Annotated in this window: 19 protein-coding genes and 2 pseudogenes; 8 read left to right on the plus strand and 13 right to left on the minus strand. The window is 62.1% G+C overall.

Annotation, left to right across the window (positions count from 1 at the left end; genetic code table 11):
- Positions 1-294 precede the first annotated feature (294 nt).
- Positions 295-1959 carry an electron transfer flavoprotein-ubiquinone oxidoreductase gene (locus NVV94_RS17875; protein ID WP_258443730.1) on the plus strand — a complete coding sequence of 555 codons (1665 nt, stop codon included), beginning with the start codon at positions 295-297 and terminating at the stop codon, positions 1957-1959.
- A 77-nt stretch (positions 1960-2036) separates the two neighbouring features.
- Here the strand turns inward: NVV94_RS17875 and NVV94_RS17880 are convergent, their stop codons facing one another.
- From NVV94_RS17880 to NVV94_RS17910, 7 genes and pseudogenes are all read right to left on the minus strand, one after another.
- Positions 2037-3347, minus strand: a complete 1311-nt coding sequence (locus NVV94_RS17880) for an MFS transporter (protein ID WP_258443731.1) — start codon at positions 3345-3347, stop codon at positions 2037-2039.
- Between the two features lie 93 nt (positions 3348-3440).
- Positions 3441-3917: a response regulator gene (locus tag NVV94_RS17885; protein ID WP_258447738.1), complete on the minus strand. Its 477-nt coding sequence runs from the start codon at positions 3915-3917 to the stop codon at positions 3441-3443.
- A gap of 326 nt (positions 3918-4243) precedes the next feature.
- Positions 4244-4405, minus strand: a pseudogene (locus tag NVV94_RS17890) (sigma factor-like helix-turn-helix DNA-binding protein); the annotation flags it as partial.
- 61 nt (positions 4406-4466) lie between these two features.
- Positions 4467-5018 (minus strand): annotated as a pseudogene (locus NVV94_RS17895) (GNAT family N-acetyltransferase); the annotation flags it as partial.
- A complete protein-coding gene (locus NVV94_RS17900) occupies positions 4960-6300 on the minus strand; it encodes an ATP-binding protein (protein WP_258443732.1) in 1341 nt (446 codons plus the stop codon). The gene NVV94_RS17900 and the pseudogene NVV94_RS17895, both read right to left, overlap by 59 nt.
- Positions 6297-6980 (minus strand): response regulator, encoded by a 684-nt coding sequence (locus NVV94_RS17905; RefSeq protein ID WP_258443733.1) that lies wholly within the window; start codon positions 6978-6980, stop codon positions 6297-6299. Before NVV94_RS17905 ends, NVV94_RS17900 begins: the two co-directional genes overlap by 4 nt.
- 91 nt (positions 6981-7071) lie before the next feature.
- Complete coding sequence (locus NVV94_RS17910; RefSeq protein WP_258443734.1) at positions 7072-10167, minus strand: dermonecrotic toxin domain-containing protein; 3096 nt, start codon at positions 10165-10167, stop codon at positions 7072-7074.
- A gap of 196 nt (positions 10168-10363) precedes the next feature.
- Here NVV94_RS17910 and dsbD point away from each other — a divergent pair, with 196 nt between their 5' ends.
- The 3 genes from dsbD to dsbG are packed head-to-tail and all read left to right on the plus strand — an operon-like array spanning position 10364 to position 13670.
- Positions 10364-12070 (plus strand): protein-disulfide reductase DsbD, encoded by a 1707-nt coding sequence (gene dsbD / locus NVV94_RS17915; RefSeq protein WP_258443735.1) that lies wholly within the window; start codon positions 10364-10366, stop codon positions 12068-12070.
- The gene (locus tag NVV94_RS17920; protein ID WP_258443736.1) at positions 12070-12915 is read left to right on the plus strand and encodes a TlpA disulfide reductase family protein; all 846 of its coding nucleotides are present in this window, start codon (positions 12070-12072) and stop codon (positions 12913-12915) included. The genes dsbD and NVV94_RS17920 overlap by 1 nt, the downstream gene beginning before the upstream one ends.
- Entirely contained in the window at positions 12912-13670 is a 759-nt protein-coding gene (dsbG, locus tag NVV94_RS17925) for a thiol:disulfide interchange protein DsbG (RefSeq protein ID WP_258443737.1), read from the plus strand. The genes NVV94_RS17920 and dsbG overlap by 4 nt, the downstream gene beginning before the upstream one ends.
- Before the next feature lie 83 nt (positions 13671-13753).
- Here the strand turns inward: dsbG and NVV94_RS17930 are convergent, their stop codons facing one another.
- Positions 13754-14539 (minus strand): substrate-binding periplasmic protein, encoded by a 786-nt coding sequence (locus tag NVV94_RS17930; RefSeq protein ID WP_408733418.1) that lies wholly within the window; start codon positions 14537-14539, stop codon positions 13754-13756.
- 83 nt (positions 14540-14622) lie between these two features.
- A complete protein-coding gene (locus tag NVV94_RS17935) occupies positions 14623-15246 on the minus strand; it encodes a TetR/AcrR family transcriptional regulator (RefSeq protein ID WP_258443738.1) in 624 nt (207 codons plus the stop codon).
- Between the two features lie 206 nt (positions 15247-15452).
- Between NVV94_RS17935 and NVV94_RS17940 the strand changes: the two genes are divergently transcribed.
- Complete coding sequence (locus tag NVV94_RS17940; RefSeq protein ID WP_258443739.1) at positions 15453-15995, plus strand: exonuclease domain-containing protein; 543 nt, start codon at positions 15453-15455, stop codon at positions 15993-15995.
- A gap of 79 nt (positions 15996-16074) precedes the next feature.
- Positions 16075-16356 (plus strand): pyrimidine/purine nucleoside phosphorylase, encoded by a 282-nt coding sequence (locus NVV94_RS17945; RefSeq protein ID WP_258443740.1) that lies wholly within the window; start codon positions 16075-16077, stop codon positions 16354-16356.
- Between the two features lie 42 nt (positions 16357-16398).
- On the opposite strand, the gene NVV94_RS17950 is transcribed toward NVV94_RS17945, so the two are convergent.
- Positions 16399-18162, minus strand: a complete 1764-nt coding sequence (locus tag NVV94_RS17950; RefSeq protein WP_258443741.1) for an ABC transporter transmembrane domain-containing protein — start codon at positions 18160-18162, stop codon at positions 16399-16401.
- Positions 18163-18400: 238 nt separating this feature from the next.
- On the opposite strand from NVV94_RS17950, the gene NVV94_RS17955 reads away from it, so the two are divergent.
- Complete coding sequence (locus NVV94_RS17955) at positions 18401-18571, plus strand: PA1571 family protein (protein WP_258443742.1); 171 nt, start codon at positions 18401-18403, stop codon at positions 18569-18571.
- Between the two features lie 213 nt (positions 18572-18784).
- Here the strand turns inward: NVV94_RS17955 and pdxB are convergent, their stop codons facing one another.
- The gene (gene pdxB, locus NVV94_RS17960) at positions 18785-19927 is read right to left on the minus strand and encodes a 4-phosphoerythronate dehydrogenase PdxB (RefSeq protein WP_258443743.1); all 1143 of its coding nucleotides are present in this window, start codon (positions 19925-19927) and stop codon (positions 18785-18787) included.
- Positions 19928-20088: 161 nt separating this feature from the next.
- On the opposite strand from pdxB, the gene NVV94_RS17965 reads away from it, so the two are divergent.
- A complete protein-coding gene (locus NVV94_RS17965) occupies positions 20089-21495 on the plus strand; it encodes an MATE family efflux transporter (RefSeq protein ID WP_258443744.1) in 1407 nt (468 codons plus the stop codon).
- On the opposite strand, the gene tusA is transcribed toward NVV94_RS17965, so the two are convergent.
- Positions 21492-21725, minus strand: coding sequence for a sulfurtransferase TusA (tusA, locus tag NVV94_RS17970; protein WP_258447740.1), 234 nt, complete (start codon positions 21723-21725; stop codon positions 21492-21494). The two genes, NVV94_RS17965 and tusA, sit on opposite strands and share 4 nt — an antisense overlap.
- A 206-nt stretch (positions 21726-21931) precedes the next feature.
- Positions 21932-22996, minus strand: coding sequence for a 23S rRNA (cytidine(2498)-2'-O)-methyltransferase RlmM (gene rlmM, locus NVV94_RS17975; protein ID WP_258443745.1), 1065 nt, complete (start codon positions 22994-22996; stop codon positions 21932-21934).
- Between the last annotated feature and the right edge of the window lie 48 nt (positions 22997-23044).

A 23044-nucleotide genomic window follows, 5' to 3' on the forward strand; every position in this document is an offset into this window, starting at 1 on the left:
TGAATCCGACGGCCAGCCTACGGCGAGCGCAAAACCGACCGTATCTTGACCGCAACGCCCAATCCGGTCAATACGGCAAAACTGCCAGCCATCAGCCGCGCTTCTTTGATTTTACTGGCCTGCGGCAAATTCAAACAAACGTTTGTATTGGACCCGGCGAGTGGTGTAGATATAATGCCCGGCCAAAGACAAAGCTGTGTAGTCCGTTTGTGCAGGCGCTACAGCGCCAACGTGGACGACAACGGCAAACCAGCCAATTAGAAAAACCGATGAGCCTTGAGTAGGAGAGAACCTGTGGAACGCGAATACATGGAATTCGACGTGGTCATCGTCGGCGCAGGCCCCGCTGGCTTGTCCGCCGCCTGCCGACTGAAGCAGAAGGCCGCCGAAGCCGGTAAAGAAATCAGCGTCTGCGTGGTCGAGAAAGGCTCCGAGGTCGGCGCCCACATCCTCTCCGGTGCGGTTTTCGAACCGCGCGCCTTGAACGAACTGTTCCCGGACTGGAAAGAACGCAGTGCGCCGCTGAACACCGAGGTCAAGCGCGACGACATCTACGTGCTCAAGAATGCCGAGAGCGCCACCAAGGTGCCTGACCTGTTCGTGCCCAAGACCATGCACAACGAAGGCAATTACATCATCTCCCTGGGTAACCTGTGCCGCTGGCTGGCCCAGCAGGCCGAGAACCTGGGCGTGGAAATCTACCCCGGCTTCGCTGCCCAGGGAGCCCTGTTCGACGAGAACGGCGTGGTACGCGGGATCATCACCGGTGACCTGGGCGTGGACCGCGAAGGCCATCCAAAAGAAGGCCTCTACACCCCCGGCATGGAACTGCGTGGCAAGTACACCCTGTTCGCCGAAGGCTGCCGTGGCCATATCGGCAAGCAACTGATCAAGCGTTTCAACCTGGACAGCGACGCCGATGCCCAGCACTACGGCATCGGTCTGAAAGAAATCTGGGAAGTCGACCCGGCCAAGCACCAGCAAGGCCTGGTGGTCCACACCGCCGGCTGGCCGCTGGACATCGTCGGCACCGAAAACACCGGTGGCTCCTTCCTCTACCACCTGGAAAACAACCAGGTCGTGGTCGGTCTGATCGTCGATCTTTCCTACAGCAACGCCTACCTGTCGCCGTTCGACGAGTTCCAGCGCCTCAAGCACCACCCGGTATTCAAGCAGTACCTCGAAGGCGGCAAGCGCATCAGCTACGGTGCCCGCGCCATTTCCAAGGGCGGCCTGAACTCGCTGCCGAAAATGGTGTTCAAGGGCGGCGCGCTGATCGGCTGCGACCTCGGCACCCTCAACTTCGCCAAGATCAAGGGCAGCCACACGGCCATGAAGTCGGGCATGCTCGCCGCCGATGCGGTGGCCGATGCCCTGTTCGCCGGCTCCGAAGGTGCCGATGAGCTGACCAGCTACGTCGATGCGTTCAAGGCCAGCTGGCTCTACGAAGAGCTGTTCGCCAGCCGTAACTTCGGCCCGGCGATCCACAAGTTCGGCGCCATTATCGGCGGTGGCTTCAACTGGCTGGACCAGAACCTCTTCGGCGGCAAACTGCCGTTCACCCTGCACGACACCAAGCCGGACTATGCCTGCATGAAGTTGGCAGCCGACTCGAAAAAGATCGACTACCCGAAACCCGATGGCAAGCTCAGCTTCGACAAGCTCAGCTCGGTCTTCCTCTCCAGCACCAACCATGAAGAGGAACAACCGTGCCACCTGAAGCTGGCCGACGCGACCATCCCGATCGCCAAGAACCTGCCGCTGTACGACGAGCCCGCCCAGCGCTACTGCCCGGCAGGCGTCTACGAGGTCGTTACCCAGGAAGACGGCAACAAGCGCTTCCAGATCAACGCCCAGAACTGCGTGCACTGCAAGACCTGTGACATCAAGGACCCTTCGCAGAACATTACCTGGGTGGCGCCGGAAGGTGCCGGTGGTCCGACTTACCCGAACATGTAAGCCGAACCCGGGGCATGCCGTCGATGGCATGCCCTGGCCCGGATGCGACCGGTGGATGGCGCATCCAGGCACGATGATCAGCTCAAGGCATGCACCGCATCGCCCGACGCTGGTGCCTTCAGTCCATAGCCTATGGCAGTGACCAGCCCTACCCCGCCCATGATCACGCAGTAACCGACACAGACCCACGGGCTCCACGGCGTCAGTGCGATCAGCAACAAGGGGGTGATACTTGCCCACAGGGCGTAGGCAATGTTGTAAGTAAAGGAAATGCCCGAGACGCGGACCGCGGCCGGAAACAGGCCGACCATCACCGAAGGCACCACCCCGACCACACCGCAGGCCAGGCCTGCCAGCGCATAGGCCGCCCCCGGCCAGGCCCAGCCACCGATCAGGCTGCAATACAGCAAGCCAATACCCAATGGCAGCAACAGGCTGTAGAGCATCAGCGTGCGCCAGGCGCCGACACGGTCAACCAACAGGCCGGCCAGCACGCAACCGATATTCAGAAAGACAATCCCCACACTGCTCAAGGCAAAGCTCTGGCTGGCCGTCATGCCGAAGCGCTGCTGCATCAACGTCGGCGTGATCACCACCAGCACCACCACGGCCGACGTCAGCACGCAGGTCAGGATAACCGCCGGCAACAACGACGCGCGATGTTCGCGCAGTACCGTGCGCAGCGGGAACTCGACCATTTGATCACGCCGCTCGCGCAGTGCCAGGAACACCGGTGTCTCGCTCAGCCAGCGCCGCAACCAGACGCCGAGCACGCCGAACACACCGCCCAGCAGGAAGGGAAAGCGCCAGGCATAGTCGAGTATTTCCTGGGCGGTAAACAGCTGCGCCAGGGCAGTGGCCATCAGCGCCCCGAGCAGATAACCGAAGGTAAGTCCGGCCTGCAGAAAGCCCAAGGCATAGCCACGCCGCCCCGGTGGCGCATGCTCGGCCACGAACACCCACGCGCTGGGTACTTCGCCGCCCACTGCGGCACCTTGCAAGATGCGCAGCACCAGCAGAATCAGCGGGGCGAAATAGCCGATCTGGGCATAGGTCGGCATGACCCCGATCAACAGACAGGGCAAGGCCATCATCAGGATACTCAGGCTGAACACCTTTTTACGCCCAAGGTGATCGGCAAAATGCGCCATCAGAATCCCGCCCAAGGGGCGCGCCAGATAGCCGGTGACGAAAATCCCGAAGCTTTGCAGCAGACGCAACCATTCCGGCATCTGTGGCGGGAAGAACAATTGGCTGAGGGTCAGCGCGAAGAAGACAAAGATGATGAAATCATAGATCTCCAACGCTCCGCCAAGGGCCGCCAGGCCCAGCGTCTTGTGGTCGCCGCGAGACAATGGAACCGGGCGAGCAGGCACAGTGGCAATCATGGAAGCATCCGCAAGGTAGGCTGCGGCGTGCCTGGGCTCGCCGGTCGAAACGCAAGAGGATAGCAAAAACCGCTCTGTCAGTTCAGGCGCTCGTCAGTGGCGCGAGAAGACCGTCTCAATACGGTTTATCCGCCTTTTGGCGTGAGCGCGGGTGCTGCTGGCAGGAGACTCCAACTGGCCGATGACCACTGGCGAATCGATGATTTGCATGAAGGTCTGCAAGGCGTCGGCGTCCGGCAGGCGCGGCAGGCATACGCTGACCGACTTGCGCTGATTGGCCGGGACCGCAGGAACCATGACGTATTGGGTTTCGTAAAGCAGTGCGTGCTGTATCTGCGGGCTTTCTCCGCAAAACCTGGTCAGGTCTACACCGGCATGGGTTGCCAGGTCGGTGTTGGCGATCAACAAATGAAAGGGCTCCAGGGCGCTCTGGACGATGGACAACAGCTCTACGAAGGACTGCACCGGTGCAATGCGGTAGTAGCCCATTTGATTGAGCATCTTTTCAATCTGCATCAATTGAACATGGTGCTCGTCGGCTATGAGGATACGCATCTTTTTATTGGGCATCATCAATGACCAAGGCAGTAAACGTGGAAGGCATTCCTTGACCATTACAGAGCCATTTTTATTACTGCAGGGCTTTTCGGCGGCACCTCGCCCAGAAAGGGTCTGTATTAATACTTGATGGTAATTACGAATAAATCAAGTCAAGGGGTCCGGCCCCCGTCACAAGCCGATGACCGGGCTCGCGGACATAGAGCGCAGCCTTCAAGTTCAACCCCTAATGCCTTCCGGACAAGGGCCCGGCAACAGCACTAGACGCAATGTTAGTCGACGCCGAACAACTTGGTTAGTTGTTAAATTTGTTGACACGGCAGCATACCCATAGACCGTCAACACTGCTCCCACTCACGCATACGCAGGCGACAGTGTTTCATTGCGTTGACGATGTGTTTCTCCACCAGGCTGCGCGAAATATCCAGCCGCTCGGCAATCTCCTGATGCGACAACCCATCGAGCTTGCGCATCAGGAAGCAGTCCCGACAGGACAAGGGGCTTGCACATGGGGGTCAGCGTCAGCCCGGAAAAATGGACCCCATGGCCGCTGCGGCGGTAACCCAGGCGATCATAGAAACTCAACGCCGTCAGGGTGCTGTAGAGCATGGCACTGATGCAGCCCTGGCGAGCCAGGCTCGCCTCCAGATCAGCCATCAGCGCCCGCCCGACACCGCGTCGCAGGTATTGCGGCAGCACATGACACAGGCAGATTTCCCCGCTGAGCAGGGCCATGCCAACGGCGACCGGCTTGTCTTGCAACAGCCCCAGGCGCACATACAGGGCCTCGTCGGCGATCCATTCAAGGATCTCTTCAATGGATTTGTTGCGGGTCCAGGCCTCGACGACCACCGGGTTATTGCGATGATCGAGCGCACAACCGAACTTGATCGAGTGCTGCAGGATGCGGCTTGCAAGCCCCGCATCGGCGGGGCTGGCGTTACAGATCCGTATCGGGATATCCATATCTGATGACTCCAATCCTTGGGTTCGAGGGCTCTGCCGGCAGTCGAACCTTACGCCCCGACTTCCCCCGAAGGCGACCGAATTGACGTTACATTTCTTGTTCGGCGGTGGCACGCAACGGCATCTGCAGTCGTACCCGCAGGCCATCGGGTCGGCTGTCGAACTGCAGCGAACAGCCACAACGCTGGACGATGGCCTGCACGATTGCCAGGCCCAGGCCACAGCCGGCACTCTGGCCGTTACGCCAGAAACGCTGGGTCAGATGTTGCAAGTCTTGCTCGGCAATACCCGGCCCATGGTCACGCACTTCGAAGCAGACCCGATCATCGAATACCTGCAGCTCAAGCTCGACCCGCGCATCGCTTGCAGTGTGGCGCAGGGCATTGTCCAGCAGGTTGCGCACGGCCGCCACCGCCAGCGCCGCCGGCATGTCCAGGCGGGCGTCGGACAGTCCTGCGGGCAAGCGCAGTTCGATACGCCCGCTATCGCCGTGACTGGCATCCTGAACAGCCAGCCGCGCTACCTGTTCGGCACTGCACAGCACGCCGTCATCGAACGACAGGCTGCCCTCCACCCGTGCCAGCAACAGCAATTGCTCGAGCGTGCGGTGCAGGCGGTCGGCGCCCTCCTCGGCATGGGCCAGCGCCTGCTCGCGGGCCTCGCCCTCGGTCATGCGGGCCACTTGCAGGTGGGTCTTGATCGCGGTGAGCGGGCTGCGCAGTTCGTGTGCCGCGTCACCGGTGAGGCGACGCTCACGCTCGATGGTCCTGCCGATGCGCAGGAACAGTTGGTTCTGGGTTTCCAGCAAGGGTTGCAACTCGCTGGGCAACGCCCTGACCTGCAAGGGCTCCAGCGAATCGGGACTGCGCCGTTTCAAGGCATCGCGCATCCGGTTGAGCGGCGCCAGGCCCTTGCCGACGCCCAGCCAGAGCAACCCGAGACTGCCCAGCAGGGCCACCAGCACCGGCGCTGAGGCGGCCAGCAGGATTGAACGATTGAGCGCTTCACGTTCGCGCACGCGATCGGCGGTAGTAATGCGCACTTCGCCCCGGGCCAGGGTGAAACTGCGCCAGTGGTCACCGTCGATCACCTGATCGTGAAAACCGCTGCGCTGGTCATCCAGGGCCTGCTCGCCGGTGTGCTGACTGCGCGCCAGGACTTCGCCGCGCAACGAGCTGACCTGGCAGGCCATGCCATCGGGAATGCTCAGTTGGTCGGCACTCAGGTGCGTGCCCTCGCCCTTGCTCGCCAACGGCTGCGGCATTTGATCGATCAAGCCGGCGACCATGCGTGCCGACGCTACCAGGCGCTGGTCCAGGGAGAACATCATCTGGTTGCGCAAGTCGCGCAGCATCCACGCCGCCGCCAGCGCCCAGATCACCACGAAGGCCGTGCCCAGGATCAGACTCAGGCGCAGACGCAGGCTCATCGACGCGCCCCCTCTGGCGGCTCGGCAGCGCCCAGGCGGTAGCCCAGCCCGCGTACGGTTTCGACGATGCCGTTGCCCAGCTTGCGCCGCAGGTGATGGATATGCACGTTCAAGGCATTGCTTTCGACTTCGTCGCCAAAGCCGTAGACGCTGTCTTTCAACTGTTCGCTGGAAAGCACGCGCCCACGGTTATGCAAGAGCGCTTGCAGCAGCGCCTGTTCACGGCGCGACAGATCCACCGGCTGACCGCCGAGCAGGGTTTCGCGGCTGCTCGGGTCGTAGCTCAAGGGACCATGCTCGATGACATTCACCGCGCGTCCGGCCACTCGCCGCAACAGGCTGTGCAGCCGTGCACTGAGCTCGCGCAGATCGAAAGGCTTGAGCAAATAGTCGTCGGCCCCGGCCTGCAGGCCATCGACCCGGTCGGTGACGGTGTCGCGCGCGGTCAGGACCAGCACGGGCATGGCCTCGCCCTGCTGGCGCAGGCGCTGCAGGAACTTGAGGCCGTCTTCGTCGGGCAGGCCGAGGTCGAGCACCATGACGTCGAACTGCGCCGCCCGCAACATCGCCTGGGCAGCACTGGCGGTGGCGACCCGGTCGACGGTCAGGCCCTGGGCGGCGAGGCCGGCGACGATACCGCTGGCAATCAGGTCGTCATCCTCGCAGAGCAATACATGCATGGTCGGGTTCCATGATAAAAGGCCATCAGGCCATGAATGGATTAATTCAGCATTATCGCGCGATACGGCATGCGCTCCGTTGCCGGGAGCGCTAGCGTGTATGCAGCCAACTACTGGTATTGCGAATATCAAACAACTCGGCCAATGTCCCGTAATCTTTTTCGGCGTTCAGCAATGCTCGGGTGATGTCCCTTGACTCCCGCTCGGCCAGGTAAATCTCGCCTGCCGCCAACCGGTGCAAGAGGCGGAACTGTCGAACATTCGGCAGTTCCTGATCAATGACGGCGTTGAACACGCCCGGCCCGGTCGTGTAATTGATTCGCCGGGCATACGCGTTCATTTCTTCCCGACTGGCAAGCTTCGCATAGGGCCGGGTGCGGTAGAGATCCCGATCCGCCTGAAAGCGAATGAAGCTCTCTTCGGACACTGCATTCAACACCGGGTTGTTGGCCAGCGTGCCGAAATGGCTGGTGTTGAATTCGCAAATCATGCCCAACCGTTCATGGGAAACCGGCGTGTTGAGCAAGAACTGGTTTTTGCCCACGGTGAAGGGGTGGTTCCCGAACAGCATGCCGGTTTTTTCAAAGGAAATGATCCGGTCGTCTACATCCAGGTAGATCCCTCCCTCGCGGTAAACAAGTCGATAGCGCAACACGTCCACGGCACTGGCGTAATTGACTGCCCCCCCAGTGCTGGCGGCCAGGTACTGCTCATAATACTTGCTGTTGCGAAATTCTCGAAAAAACGGCGTGCCCTCCAGGATTTCAGTCTTCAACCTGGGTGCGAAACGGCGTGCATCTTCCAGTGTTTCGGCAAGCTCGGCCGGGTCGGCTATCGATAGATACAAATGCGTATCGAACGGGGCCAGGCCCTTGGCCGCCTCAACGGCATTGCGCTGCATGTTGTTCAGAAGCGTGTGCGGCATCTTTTTGCCAATCCATATACTGTGGATCTTGCGGGGAACAGGCTGCAGGCCCGTCGTTGGCATCGGTTCGACGCGATAAGGAACGTTAACCCTGAACCCCAGCGCACGCAGGTTCTCCTGTTGGCGGGCCGCGTCGAGCCAGGGAATGGCGTCGGGATTTTTAACTTGCACCATTCGATCCCGTGCGGAGTCAAACCGCCAGGCGCGCCCGGAAGGTTTTCGCCAGGCATCGATACGTGGATCGTATTTGACGATCTGCAGTTCACCCTCTGCCTCGATGCCATAACTGTTGACGACTTGACCGAATGCGGGAGGAAAAACACTCACGCGATGAAGCACTGTGCTTTCGACTACCCGTACTGCCCGAGGCGTGGCCGCGTGCACGAGTTCGATGGCTTGCTGTTCTTCCCATTCTTCGACGGGGCGCAGTTTTATCCTTGAACTGTCGATCAGCGCGTTATCGACATGCACCACATCATGCAGGTAGGCATCCTGCACGGCATCGCCCAGCCTTCCCGCATCACTCCCGGGGGCCAACTGCGATATGGTAAACCGTTCGTTGGCACCCAGGTTCTCCCGGGCTGAAACCGACCTCACATCCAAGGCGTCGATTTCGTACACGGCGTAAGCCCCCTCGTACTCGGCCTGAGCGTGGAGACAGGCGCCCTGTACCGAACCAAAGGTGCGTAATGCCCGGCCGTCGAGCAGGTCGCCCGCACCCCGGGACGCTTGCGGATCGGCAAACCCTTCCATCGGCACTTGAGTCGGGTCTTCCCTTCCCGATAACTCACGTGTGTAGTAAAGCGGTGTTCGATCGCTCCTTTCGATAAACCCAAGGCGGTTCCAGTAACCGCGAGGGCTCAATTCGATACCTTGCATGTCAGGGTTTGCCACCTGCAGCTCGCGAGCCGGCGAGCTGATCGACGTTTGGGGCCGCAGCCGCAGGCGCAAGCCGCCGGAGATTTCACCATTGAATGTTACGGGGGCGTTGAGCGCCGGGCGGGTCGATATCAGCGCAATGACATCGAGCAGCAGACCTATGGCGCTGGCAATCGCACCGAGAATGCCGGACTTGCGCTCGGCGGCACTGCGCGCATTGACGGCCTGGTCAATTCGCAGCCCTACACTGGCGACACCTGCTCCGACAAGCACCAGGGCGACGGGCCAGCCCAGGGGGGCAAAAGGGGTAAATACTTGCGCGAATGCGCCCAGATAGCCGATCCATATCTGTTTTCTCAGTTGTGCATTGGAGGTCAACAACTGATGGGCCTGTACCTCCATCTCGTGACGGGCCGTGTCTCGCAGGTAAACGAACGCATCACCTTCAATGACCTGTTCGCGCTGATTGAGCAACGGCTTGCTGGCACTTTGCACGGTGTTCGGCAGCTTTGCGAGCAGTAGCGCCAATGGCCCGATATCGACCCCCGATATCGAAAAGTGCGCCAGGAGCTCTTCCCGCGAGTCAGGCTTGGCCGCTCGTTCCCGGACCCATTGGTAGACGGCAGCCTCGCTATCGAACACCAGCAAACCTGGCGCTTGCGCCGGCATGTAAAGCAGCTGCCGCCCTTGGGCGTCGACAATGCGCAGTATGTCGCGAGCCTTGTACCCGGCGATATCGAAGGTACGCACGCTCAGCCCCTGATGCCCCATGGCCGTGCCTTGCCGATCCTTTAAAACAGCAGGGGCTGTCAACGACGCGGCAGCCCCTCGCTGCAGCGCCCGCAGATCCTGCTCGGTCAATGTTCCCTGGTTGCGCGCGTTGATCAGGGTGGCCTGAAAGTTGATTCTGCTCAGTTCCAGGAAGTCGTCGGCATGGGTTTGCCAAAATGCCCGCATTTTGGTTCTGTACGCCTGCGCAAAATCAATCGCCCATAATTCACGCAGAACGTCTTTGGGCAAGAGCCTGACTTCATTGGTCTGGTTGTAGACACCCTGTTTCGAGTCGGCCGTATAGAACCCGCCCTCCCACTGCAAATCATCGACGTTGTCCTGATCGCCCGCGCGGAAGCGGCGCACGACCAATTCGATCAATGTCATGGACTCGATCGGTGAACCATAATGCTCCCAACCGTTGAAGGTGAGAGAGGAACTTGCAGCACCGCTGAAACGGTGCCAGTAGATCGTGTCCGGCTCCAGTTCCTGGCCTAGCAGTTTCTTCAGGATTTTCAGGGCCGCGCCCCGGGCCATGAGATACAAGTCCGGATAGGCCTCCAGCCATTGTTGCGCCGTGCTCGCAAGCGCGGCCTGGGTGCCGGGGTGCACTGTTGAAGACAGATTGTCGGAACGCATGAGTCAATCTCGGTAACTAAACCGTCAGCCTTGCAGACCCTCGGCAGGGCGAAGCCATCAATAATTATTTTTTCTGGTTCGAATGCGTACTTGCCCGCCCATTTAATACCGTATTAATCCACTGCTCCCATGCTCGCTTCGTCTCTACTCAAGGAACTGGGCGCTTGTGATGCGTAACCTGGTAATTTCCCTGCTCTTGCTGATGTCCAGCCTGGCCCAGGCTTTCGAGGACCCGTTTGCCCGGCCGGACTTTCTTCCCGTCGACAAAGCCTTCCAATTCACCTCGCAACAGCTGGATTCGGGCCAGACGCGGCTGCATTGGCGCATTGCCGATGGCTACTACCTGTATCAGCAGCGCTTGAAATTCGACGGCCTGCCCGCCGAGCTACACCCCCCGCTGCCTGCCGGCGAGCCTCATAGCGATGAGTTCTTTGGCCAGGGCGAAGTCTATCGGGGCCAACTCGAGCTGCTGATCCCGGCAGGCGCCAGCGGCTCGGTCAGGGTCGGCTGGCAAGGCTGTGCGGACGCGGGCCTGTGCTATCCGCCGCAAAACGCCGACCTCAAGCTCGGCACCTCCGGCGCTGCCAGTGCAGAGGCAGCCGACCTGTCATTGGCCACTACCCTGCAACAGACCTCGCTGGGCTGGGGCTTGCTGGTGTTCTTCGGTCTGGGCCTGTTGCTGGCCTTCACGCCCTGCTCGCTGCCGATGCTGCCGATCCTTGCCGGCATGGTCCTCGGTAGTGGCGCCAGCACACGCCGCGGCTGGGCCCTGGCCGGCTGCTATGTATTGAGCATGGCGCTGGTGTATGCCGGCCTCGGCGTACTGGCGGCCCTGCTGGGCGGCAACCTGCAGGCGCTGTTGCAGCAACCCTGGTTGCTGGGCAGTTTTGCCGCGCTGTTCGTGCTGCTGGCCTTGCCGATGTTCGGCGTGTTCGAGTTGCAGCTGCCGGCCTTCGTTCGTGATCGTCTCGAGCGGGCCGGGCGCCAACGCCGCGGTGGCAGCCTGTATGGCGCCGCGTTGCTGGGCGTGCTGTCGGGGCTGCTGGTCGGGCCCTGCATGACCGCCCCGTTGGCCGGGGCCCTGCTCTACATCGCGCAAACCGGCAATGCCGTCCACGGCGGCCTGATCCTGTTCGGCATGGGCCTGGGCATGGGCTTGCCGCTGTTGCTGCTGGTGACGCTGGGCAACCGCTACCTGCCACGGCCAGGCGCCTGGATGAACCTGGTCAAGGGCGTGTTCGGTTTCGTATTCCTCGGCATGGCGCTGTACATGCTGCGCACCGTCCTGGACGCGGCACTGTGGCTGGGCTTGTGCGGGGCGTTGCTGGTCAGCCTGGCCCATGCAGCCCGGGCACACCTGCTGCGCGCCCTGTGGCTGCAACCCCTGGCCGTCCTGTTCGGGCTCTGGGGCGTTCTGATGGTCATCGGTGCGGCCGGTGGCGCCAGCGATCCGATGCGGCCCCTCCAGGTATTTGGCGCGACCTCCAACGCCATTGCCGAACCGCACGACGCCTTCCTCACAATCGATCGCCCCGAGGCCTTGCAACGTGAGCTCGATGCCGCCAAGGCGCAGGGGCAATGGGTGTTTCTGGACTACTATGCCGATTGGTGCGTGTCCTGCAAGATCATGGAAAAACAGATCTTCACCAGGGCCGATGTGTTGACCGCGCTCGAAGGGGTTCGGCTATTGCGCCTGGATGTCACGGCGGATGCAGCCAGCAGCCGCCAGTTGTTGGAGCGCTACCAGGTACCCGGCCCGCCGAGCCTCTTATGGATCGGGCCCGACGGCGAGGAACGCCGCAACCGACGAATTACCGGCGAAATCGACGCCCAAACCTTTTTGCAACACTGGACTGCGACCAGGACCCAAGGCTGATGCTGACCGTAAATATAGGGCCCGTTGCCCTGGCCCTCGACCATGTTTTGCTGCTGAGCGCACTGGGCCTGGCCACGCTGGTGGGCTGGCGCGTTGCCAAACGCGGCGGCGACAACCCCGAATCGACGCTGTTCGTGCTGTTCATGCTCGGGCTGCTGGCCGCCCGGCTGGGCTTTGTGATCGCGTACTGGACGCAATACCGGGATGACCCATTGCAGATCGTCGATATCCGCGATGGCGGCTTTCTGGCCTGGGCAGGCGTGCTCGCGGTGCTGCTCGGCGCCCTCTGGCAGTATCGGCAGCGCCCCACCCTGCGCCGTCCGCTCGGCATTGGCCTGGCCTGCGGCCTGTTGTTCTGGTTGCTGGGCACCCTGGCCAGCCAGCTGTACGAGCGCGGCACGCGGCTGCCGGACATCACCCTGTACAACGCCACCGGGCAAGCGGTAAAGCTGGCCGACTATCAAGGGCGCCCGCTGGTGATCAACCTCTGGGCCACCTGGTGCCCGCCCTGCCGCCGGGAAATGCCGGTGCTGCAACAGGCCCAGAATGAGCGCGACGATGTGCTGTTCCTGTTCGTCAACCAGGGCGAATCCCCTGGCACCGTGACCACCTTTCTGGCCACCGCCGGCTTGAGCCTGTCCCATGTCCTGTTCGATGGCAGTGGCCGGCTGGCCCAACAGGTCGGCTCAATGGCCTTGCCGACCACGCTGTTCTACGACGCCGAAGGCCACCTGATTGGCAGCCACCTTGGCGAACTCTCGCGGGCAAGCCTTGCGCGCGCACTCGAATCCTTTGACCGGAATCCTCCGGCCACTTCACCTGTTTCCGCCAGGAGTCCGCAATGAAACCAATCTTCACCCTCGCGCTGGGCCTGGCCTTGCTGCAATCACCGTTGCTGCAGGCCGAAGAACTGCCTGAGGCGATAAAAATGATCGAGAAAAAGGGCGCTCGGATCATGGGCAGCTTCGACGCGCCGGACGGGCTGCGTGGCTACGCCGCCCAGTTCCAGAATCGCGGCCTGGCCCTGTACCTGACGCCCGACGGCAAGCATGTGTTGGTAGGCAGCCTGTTCGATGCACAAGGCAAGGACCTGAGCCAGGCCCAGCTGCAAAAACTGGTCTACGCCCCGATGGCCAAGCAGGTCTGGGCCAAGATGGAAAAGAGCAGCTGGATTGCCGACGGCAAGGCCAGCGCGCCGCGCATCGTCTACCTGTTCAGCGACCCCAACTGCCCGTATTGCAATAAGTTCTGGGAGCAGGCACGGCCCTGGGTCGACTCCGGCAAAGTGCAGTTGCGGCACATCATGGTCGGTATCATCCGTGAAGACAGCCCGGCCAAATCCGCTGCCCTGTTGGGTGCAAAAAACCCCGAGCAGGCCCTGTACAAACACGAAAAGGCCGGCAAGGCCAGCACCCTGAAACCACTGGACAAGATACCGGCCGAGGTTCAGGCCAAGCTCGATGGCAACCAGGCGTTGATGGAGGAACTGGGGTTGGCCGCGACCCCGGCGATCTTCTACCAGGACAAGGACGGCCAGTTGCAGCAGCAACAGGGGGCGCCGAGCCCGGAGATGCTGGGGGCGATTCTGGGGCCCAGGTAAGCGGGGTGGGTTGCCGGGCAGGGTCGTGCCGCCCCCCTCCAGGCTGATTCGATCCATGTAGATACCTATGCAGCGATGAGGCCCTACCGGGCTACCGAAATCCGATAAGGCTTGAAAATCCGCAACATCTCACCATTGCCCCTCAAACGCTGCAACAACGCGGTGAACTCCACGCCACTGATAGGCGCACTGGGCCGTAGCAAGGCGTAATGGTGATATACCTGATCGACGCGCTCGGACGCCAAGAACTGGCCCGCTACGTCCGGGTGGCGAGCCAGGTAATCGCTCAGGTAGGAACGGGTCACCAGAGCAATGTCGGCCCGGTCGCGCTGCACCATCAGCAGGTTGCTGTCATGGGAGTAGGTCAGCGTCGTTCGGTAGTTGTCCGCCAGCCAGGCCGGGTCGGCATTGAATCCGGCGAAGGCATAGTGGTACCCGCTGAACAACGCCAGGCGCTTGTCGTGCAGGGTGGCGAAATAGTCCTGCCGGCGACCCTCGACGCGGCGGGCGACGAAGATCTCGGCATCCTCCAGGCCCATGTCGACGGCGACGTGGTCGATGTCATTCCAGCCCCAATCGGGGTTCTCGAAGATGGCCATGTCGATGCGCCCCTGCTGGAAATCGCGAAAGCGCCGAGGGATCGAGGTGGGTACCAGGACAAACCGGTAGTTGCCCTGCGCCTGGTTCAGCGCCGCGACCAATTGCGGCAGCAGGCCGGTGTCGGCACCCTGCTCGGGCCGGACTGTATAGGGCGGAAAATGCGCGGCACCGATCCTGACCACTTCTTGAGCCGAGATCGACAACGAAAGAAGCGCCGCAAGCGCCCCTGTCAGAGTTCGCAAGGTCGCCGGCTTAGGCACAAGAATCAAGACCACACACTCCGTACGTCTATAGGGATCCAGCTAAGCCAGGTGTTTTCAAACCTTTGCACAACTGCGGCACAACCGCCGCTTCAGCCATCCTTGAGCAGTAACAGCAACGCTTGTTCGGCGACCTGGTCCAGGCTCAGGCTGCCCTGGGGGCGAAACCAGGTCGTGGTCCACGACAGGGCACCTGTCAGAAAGCGTCGGATGAGCGAAACATTGCCCCGGATGTAACCCGCAGCCTTGGCCTCCTCCAGCACATCGAGCCACAGCTGCTCATACAGGTCGCGCAAGGCCAGTACCTGCGCCTGGCCTTCTGGTGACAATGAGCGCCACTCGAACACCAGCACCGCCATGGCTTCGCCCGTACCGCCCATGATCGATTGCAGCTCGCAGCGAATCAGCGCCAGCAAGCGTTCGCGGACATCACCGGCGCCTGCCAGGGATGCACGCAGCAGCGCGGTGTTGTAGATCAGGGTCTGCTCCATTACCGAGCAGAGGATTTCGTCCTTGCTTTTGAAGTGGTGGAAAATACTGCCCGATTGAATACCTACGGCACTGGCCAGATCACGAACGGTGGTGCGCTCGAAGCCCTTGTTGCGAAACAGGTGTGCCGCCGTCTGCAGCAATTTGCCGCGCGCGCTCTCGGGGTCGATCAACTGTCCCTGATCGACCAGCTCACGCATCACCTGCAAGGCTTGTTGTTCGTCCACACCATTCTCCCTATGTGCAAAACCGTCGGCGCCTGTCCGTTTGTGAAGAATGGACGCTGGGCGGGCAATTTATGCCGTTGGGGCCCGCCAGACAAGCGTTTCACAGCGGCCCGGGCCAGATATCAAAGAACCCGGCGCCGGGGATACCGCAAAAGGTTCGATTTGGCTACGCTCTAGCCAAACGAGCGCTGTTATAGGAGCCTGTCATGGCGCATTGGCTGGTGATCGACCTGGAAGCCACTACCGATGAAGGTGGCTGGCCGGTCGCGGAAATGGAAATCATAGAAATCGGTGCCAGCCTGGTGAACCGTGCGGGCCGCGAGGTGGATCATTTCCAGCGTTTTGTGCGGCCCCAGCGGCGTCCGCAATTGACGCCCTTCTGTCGTGAACTGACGCATATCAGCCAGGCCAACGTCGATGCGGCAGCCCCGCTGACCGAAGTCTGGCCGCAATTCGAGCGCTGGTTGAGCCACCACCAGACGCACCTGCAGGCATGGGTCAGCTGGGGTGACTACGATCGCCAGCAATTTCTCCAGGAATGGCAGCAACACCAGATCAAGAGCCTGCTGGCCGATGTGCCCCATATCAACCTCAAGCAGCGCTTCGCCAAGGCGCGCAAGCTTCAGCGGCCGCTGGGCCTGAACGGTGCGTTGCAGCTGGCCGGCCTGCAGTTTACCGGGCAACAGCATCGGGCACTCGAAGATGCGCGCAATACCGCCCGGCTGCTACCGCTGACACTGCCGGTCTAGAGGTTCAAAAGCGGATGACGAGGGTGTGAGGCTTGGGCATACTGGCCAGCCCTTTTTTGCCCTTTTCGAGGAATCGCCCATGTTTAAAGTCAACGAGTACTTCGACGGCACCGTCAAGTCCATTGCCTTCGAAGCCACCGAAGGTCCGGCCACCATTGGCGTCATGGCCCCGGGCGAATACGAGTTCGGCACCGCCCAGCGTGAAATCATGCACGTGGTGTCCGGCGCCCTGACCGTGAAACTGCCGGACGGCAACGACTGGGAAACCTTCGAAGCCGGCAGCCGCTTCAATGTACCGGCCAACAGCAAGTTCCAGCTGAAGGTGGCGGTGGCGACGGCTTACCTGTGTGAATACCGTTAATCGGTAGCGAAATCGGCGACGCCCCTTCCCTGGGGCGCAGCTTCAGGCGGCATTGAACTGCAACGCCGCCAACCGCGCATACAACGCACTCTCGGCAATCAACTGCCGATGCGTCCCCACCGCAACCAGCTCCCCTTGATCGATCAGCGCAATCCGGTCCGCGTTCTGCACGGTCGCCAGTCGATGTGCGATCACCAGCGTCGTACGCCCCGCCATCAGGGTTGGCAATGCCTGCTGTATCAAATGTTCGCTCTGCGCATCCAGGGCGCTGGTCGCTTCGTCCAGCAACAGGATCGGCGCATCGACCAGCAGGGCTCGGGCGATGGCCAGGCGCTGTCGCTGGCCACCGGACAAGCCCAGCCCGGCGTCGCCCAAATGGGTCTGGTAGCCCTGGGGCAATTGCAGGATGAACTCGTGGGCATGGGCAATCCGCGCCGCCGCCTCGATCTGCGCGCTGCTGGCCTGGGACCGGCCATAACAGATGTTTTCCTCGACCGTGCCGAAAAACAGCGCGGGGTTCTGTGACACCAGTGCGAATTGGCGGCGCAAGTCCAGTGGATCGAGGTGCACGAGTACCTGCCCATCGATGAGGATCCGGCCCTGCTGCGGGTCGTAGAAGCGCAGCAACAGGTCGAACAGGGTCGACTTGCCCGCCCCCGATGGCCCGACCAGCGCCAGGGTTTCCCCGGGCTCGACCGTCAGGCTCAGGCCATTGATGGCTGCCGGGGTCGGGCGTGAGGGGTAGGCGAAAACCACGTCCTGCAATTGCAGCCGGCCAGCGACCCGTTCCGGCAACTGCACGCGCCCTTCTTTCGGCGCCACGATCTCATTCTTTGCCTGCAGCAGTTCGGCAATTCGCTCGGCAGCCCCTGCCGCGCGCTGCAACTCGCCAATCACTTCGCTCAAGGTGCCGAAGGCGCTGCCGACGATGAGGCTGTAGAACACGAAGGCCGCCAGTTCACCTTCTGTGATGCGCCCGGCAATCACGTCCATGCCACCGACCCAAAGCATGACCCCGACCGCACCGAGCACCAGCACGATCACCAGGGTTATCAGCCAGGCGCGCTGGACAATGCGTTTGCACGCAGTGAGAAAGGCTTGTTCCACGGTATGGCCGAAGCGCTGCTGATCGCGGGGCTGATGGTTGTAGGCCTGTACGGTCTTGATCTGCCCAAGGGCCTCGGCCACATAACTGCCGACATCGGCGATGCGGTCCTGGCTCTGGCGCGACAAGGCTCGTACCCGCCGGCCGAAGATCAGAATCGGCGCCAGTACCAGCGGTAAGGCCAGCACCACGATGCTGGTGAGTTTCGGGTTGGTGATGAACAACAGCACGATCCCGCCGATCACCATCAGGGCATTGCGCAGAAACAGCGACAGCGACGAACCGATGACCGATTGCAGCAGCGTGGTATCGGCCGTGAGCCGCGACTGAATTTCGGAGCTGCGGTTGTTCTCGTAGAAACCCGGGTGCAGGTAGATCAGATGGTCGAACACCCGCTTGCGGATGTCGGCGACACAGCGCTCGCCGATCCACGACACCAGATAGAAACGCGTGAAGGTACCGACCGCCAGTGCCAGTACCAACAGCAGGAACAAGCCGATCGACTGGTCGAGCAGTTGCGGTGACTGGGTCATGAAGCCCTGGTCGACCAACAGCCGGATGCCCTGCCCCATCGACAAGGTGACCGCTGCAGTGGCCACCAGCGCCAGCAAGGCGCCCGCTACCTGCAAGCGATAGGGCTTGAGAAAACTCAGGGTCAGATGGATGGCATGCCGTTGCCGGGCAGAAAGCATCGGGGTCATGAGGCCGCCAGCGTTGTCCAGGAACCCTCAGCCTACACCCGACGAGCGGTGCACGGCCAAACATCCGACCCTCTATGACCAGGATCAATAACCGTTAGACGGTTTCGATCTAAACTCGCGCTGGATGTTTGCAAACATTTCTGGTGGACTGAATGTGCCGCCATGCACTGAGGGACTTGTCACACAGTGGTCACCTGGCGGCATTAGTCTGAGCTTGAACCTGAAGAGGAGACAGGACATGGGCTTGCAGAACACTACCCCCCAGAAAAAAGAATCGCCACCGCAGAAACAGGCATGTGGTTCGATTATCGATGCCCAGGGCCGAGAGATCCCGATCACCCGTGACATGATCCAGGAAGCCTGCAAGGAACTGGAGAAAAACGTCGTCAAACCCGCCAAAAAAGACTGACGTTGCACAGAATTCCTTCAACCCGGCCTCAGAGCCGGGTTTTTATTGCCACGATATTCAGCGTTGAATAGCAGATCGCTGGGAGGTCCTGCGGACCTCGGCGCAGCCTGCGGCAGCGGCTACGCCAACCGCGTTATGCCGAACCATGTAGCCGCTGCCGAAGGCTGCGCTCGGGCGCAAAGCGGCCGCGGCGATCTCCAGCCCGGCAAGATCTCAAACCCGCACACAGCCCAACGCATCAACCAACTGCTCCAGCACCGGCGACTGCCCCTCGATCTGCACCCGCAACCCCTCGATCTCGCGGCGCGCCGGGTAATGCTTGCGCAAGGCATCGAAGCCCGCCCGCTGCTCGGCCGTCACGTCGCTCAGGCTGCGACGGAAATCGGCGTCGTCGCGGCGGGGGTCGTAGACACCCCGGCAGAGCATGGCCAGCGCCCAGGCCGGGTCGGTTTCAGCCTGCAGGTTGACCTGGGCAAGCCAGGGCCTGGGCAGCAGGTCTGCCAATTGCACCTGCTCGGGCACGCCACGCCAGGCGCAGAACGCCTGATAGATCTGCGCCGTGCCCCGTTGCTTGCCATCCAGGCTGTAGCCGGCGATGTGCGGCGTGGCCAATACACAGAGTTTGGCAAGGGCCAGATCGACCTGCGGTTCGCCCTCCCACACATCCAGTACCGCCTGCAGGTCGACCCGCTCCAGCAACAGCTCACGCAAGGCGGCGTTGTCCACCACCGGGCCGCGACTGGCGTTGATCAGCCAGCTGCCGGGCTTCAAGCGCGCCAGGCGCTCGGCGTCGAGCAAGTGCCAGGTCGCCAGCGGCCCTTCCTTGCTCAAGGGCGTGTGCAGGCTGATGACATCGCACGCTTGCACGATGCTCTCGAGGCTGACGTAATCGCCGCCCTCCTGCGCCTGCCGGGGCGGATCGCAGACCAGCACCTCCCAGCCCAGCCCACGCAACACCTTGACCAGACGCCCGCCCACCTCACCGGCACCAACCACGCCATAGGTCCGCCGAGCCAGGTCGACGCCCTCCAGCTCGGCCAGGGTCAGCAGGCTGCCCAACACGTAGTCGACCACGCCCCGGGCGTTGCAACCCGGCGCGCTGGACCAGTGAATGCCCGCCTCGGCAAAGTAGCCGAGGTCCAGATGGTCGGTACCAATGGTGCAGGTGCCGACAAAGCGCACACGACTGCCTTCGAGCAAGGCCCGGTCGACCCGGGTGACCGAACGCACCAGGAGCACGTCGGCATCCTGCACGGCAGCGCGGTCGATCGAACGGCCGGCGAGGCGGCGGATTTCACCGAAACCTTCGAAGAAGGCTTCGAGCAGGGGAATGTTTTCGTCGGCAACAATCAGCATGGCAGGCTCCTTTCGAGGCCCGCAGTGTAGGCGTTCCGGGCCTGCTTGATCCAGCGGCCTCGCAGGCTTTGGCAGCGCGTACTGACAGCAATGTTTCCTGACTCCTGCGTCAAGGCGTAGACTATGCGGTTTTCCGCGCCTGTTTTGTGGATGCCTCGTCTGTGAATTCCGTACCTGCCAACACCTCTTCCACCCCTCTCAGCCGCCGGGCGCGCGTGCGCACCGAACTGCGCAGCCTGCTCACGCTGGCGCTGCCGATCATCGTTGCCCAACTGGCAACGACCGCCATGGGCTTCGTCGACGCGGTCATGGCCGGCCGCGTCGGCCCGCGCGACTTGGCGGCGGTGGCGCTGGGCAATTCGATCTGGGTGCCGGTATTCCTGTTGATGACCGGCATCCTGCTGGCGACCACCCCCAAGGTCGCACAGCGCTTCGGCGCCGGCCAGCACGCCGAGATCGGCCCGCTGGTGCGCCAGGCGCTCTGGCTGGCCATCGTGGTCGGCATCGGCGCCAGCGCCCTGTTGCTCAGTGCCGAGCCGATCCTGCACCTGATGAAAGTCGACCCGGAACTGATCGAACCGTGCATGGGCTATTTGCGCGGGATCGCCAGCGGCCTGCCGTCGGTGGCGCTATACCACGTACTGCGCTGCTGCAGCGATGGCCTGGGCCGGACCCGGCCAAGCATGGTCCTGGGCCTGTGCGGGTTGATGCTCAACATTCCGCTGAACTATGTGTTCATCTACGGGCACTTCGGCATGCCGGCGCTGGGCGGGGTCGGCTGCGGCTGGGCCACGGCGATTGTCATGTGGGTGATGTGCCTGGGCATGGCCGGCTGGGTGCATTGGGCTCCGGCGTATCGCAGCACCCGGGTGTTCGGCCGTTTCGACTGGCCGCAATGGGCGGTGATCAAGCGACTGTTGGGCATCGGCCTGCCGATCGGCATCGCGGTGTTCGCCGAGTCGAGCATCTTTGCGGTCATTGCCCTGTTGATCGGCAGCCTGGGTTCCACCGTGGTGGCCGGCCACCAGATCGCCCTGAACATCAGCTCACTGGTGTTCATGATCCCGTATTCGCTGGGCATGGCGGTGACCGTGCGGGTGGGCCAGGCCATGGGCCGCAACGCGCCACGCGAGGCCCGTTTCGCCGCGGGCGTGGGCATGGCCGCCGCCCTGGGGTATGCCTGCTTCTCGGCGAGCCTGATGTTGCTGACACGTGAACACCTGGCAGCGATCTATACCCCTGACACGGCGGTTATCCAGATCGCTTCGATGCTGATCGTGTATTCGGCGTTGTTCCAGTTCTCGGACGCCATTCAGGTAACCGCCGCCGGCGCCTTGCGCGGCTATCAGGACACCCGGGTGACCATGATCCTGACGCTGTTCGCCTATTGGGGGATCGGCCTGCCGGTGGGTTACATCCTCGGCCTGACCGACTGGGCCGGCGGCGCCAGCGGCCCGAGCGGCCTGTGGCAGGGGCTGATCGTCGGCTTGACCTGCGCGGCCCTGATGCTCACGGTCCGCCTGGCACGCAGTGCGCGCAAGCGGATTCGCCAGAGCCCACGCGCTTAGTCGGCCTTCTTGCGAATCCAGTACAGGTAGGTGCCGGCCAGTTCCTGTTGCTCGACCAGGTCATGGCCCAGGAATACGCAGAACTTGGGGATATCGCGACGGGTCGACGGGTCGGTGGCGATCACCTTGAGCAAGCCGCCGGCCTGCAGGTCGCGCACGTGCTGGTGCAGCATCATCACCGGCTCCGGGCAATTGAGGCCGCTGGCGTCGAGGACGGCGTCATGGGTCAAGGCATCGATTGAATCAGGCATAAAATACTCCAGGAACTGGCGGGCATTGTCGCGCAAAGTGGCGGTTTGGTCACCTTGGTCTGTCGGAATTGTTGGGTGGCCTTCAGGGCCCTATCGCTGGCAAGCCAGCTCCCACAAGTAACAGCGCGCACGCAATACATTGTGGGAGCTGGCTTGCCAGCGATGAGCGCGCAGCGCTCGCCATCTCAACGCCGCTTGGGGTCCAACCGCCGCAAATGACAAGTCACCTCCTCCCGATCGTGATACAGCTGCTTGCACCCGATCGCCACCTTGATGCCACGGGCCTTGAAGCCCTCCTCTATCCGATCGAGCAACCGCCGCACTTCGGCATAGCGCTGCTTCATCGGCAGCTTGAGGTTGACCACCGCTTCGCGGCACAGGCCTTCGCCCAGCCAGGTTTCCAGCAGCGCCGCATTGCGCGCTGGCTTTTCGACGATGTCACAGACCATCCAGTCCACCGGCTGCTTGGGCTTGTAGGTAAAGCCGTCGGCCATCAAGTGTTGAACCAGGCCGGTATCCATCAGGCTTTCAGCCATCGGGCCGTTGTCGATGGCGGTCACCAGCATGCCGCGCTTGACCAGTTGGTAGGTCCAGCCGCCGGGTGCCGCACCCAGGTCGACCCCCGTCATGTCGCCATTGAGGCGCTCGTCCCATTGGTCACGCGGGATAAAGTGATGCCAGGCCTCTTCAAGCTTCAAGGTCGACCGGCTCGGTGCTTCGCGGGGAAACTTGAGCCGTGGGATGCCCATGGGCCACATGGCCGAGTTGTCGGCCGCCGCCAGGCCCACGAACACCTCGCGCCCACTCCTGAAGGTCAGCAACAACCTCGGCTTGCCGGCATCGTCCTGGAGCTTGCCGGCCTGGGTCAGGGCTTTGCGTAGCGGCGCCTCGAACTTGCGACAGAAGGTCGACAATTCCTTGCCATCGTTGGTGTCCATGACTTCCAGCCAGAGGCTGCCACAGGTCGGAAACGTGGCCAGGTGCTCAAGCAGCACGCTGATGCGGTCGGTCTCCGGCAACTCGACAAATGCCCCACGCGCCCACTGGCGAGGGAAGATCAACTGGGCGAAGCGCAATTCACGCATCAACCGCTCGGGGCCCTCTGCATCGTTGCAGATGAATTCGGCGCAGGCCGTCTGCGGCTTGGCCCTGGCGTAACCGGCAACGTTCAAGCGCGCCGCATGCTCGGCGATTTCGGAACAGACTTCACCTTCGAAGCCGGGCCGGCAATGCATAAACAGGGTATTCATTCACCACTCCTGGGCGGTCGCGGCCCATTGACGGCCACGACCCTGATT

This window comes from Pseudomonas sp. LS1212 (genome assembly GCF_024741815.1).
Classification (GTDB): domain Bacteria; phylum Pseudomonadota; class Gammaproteobacteria; order Pseudomonadales; family Pseudomonadaceae; genus Aquipseudomonas.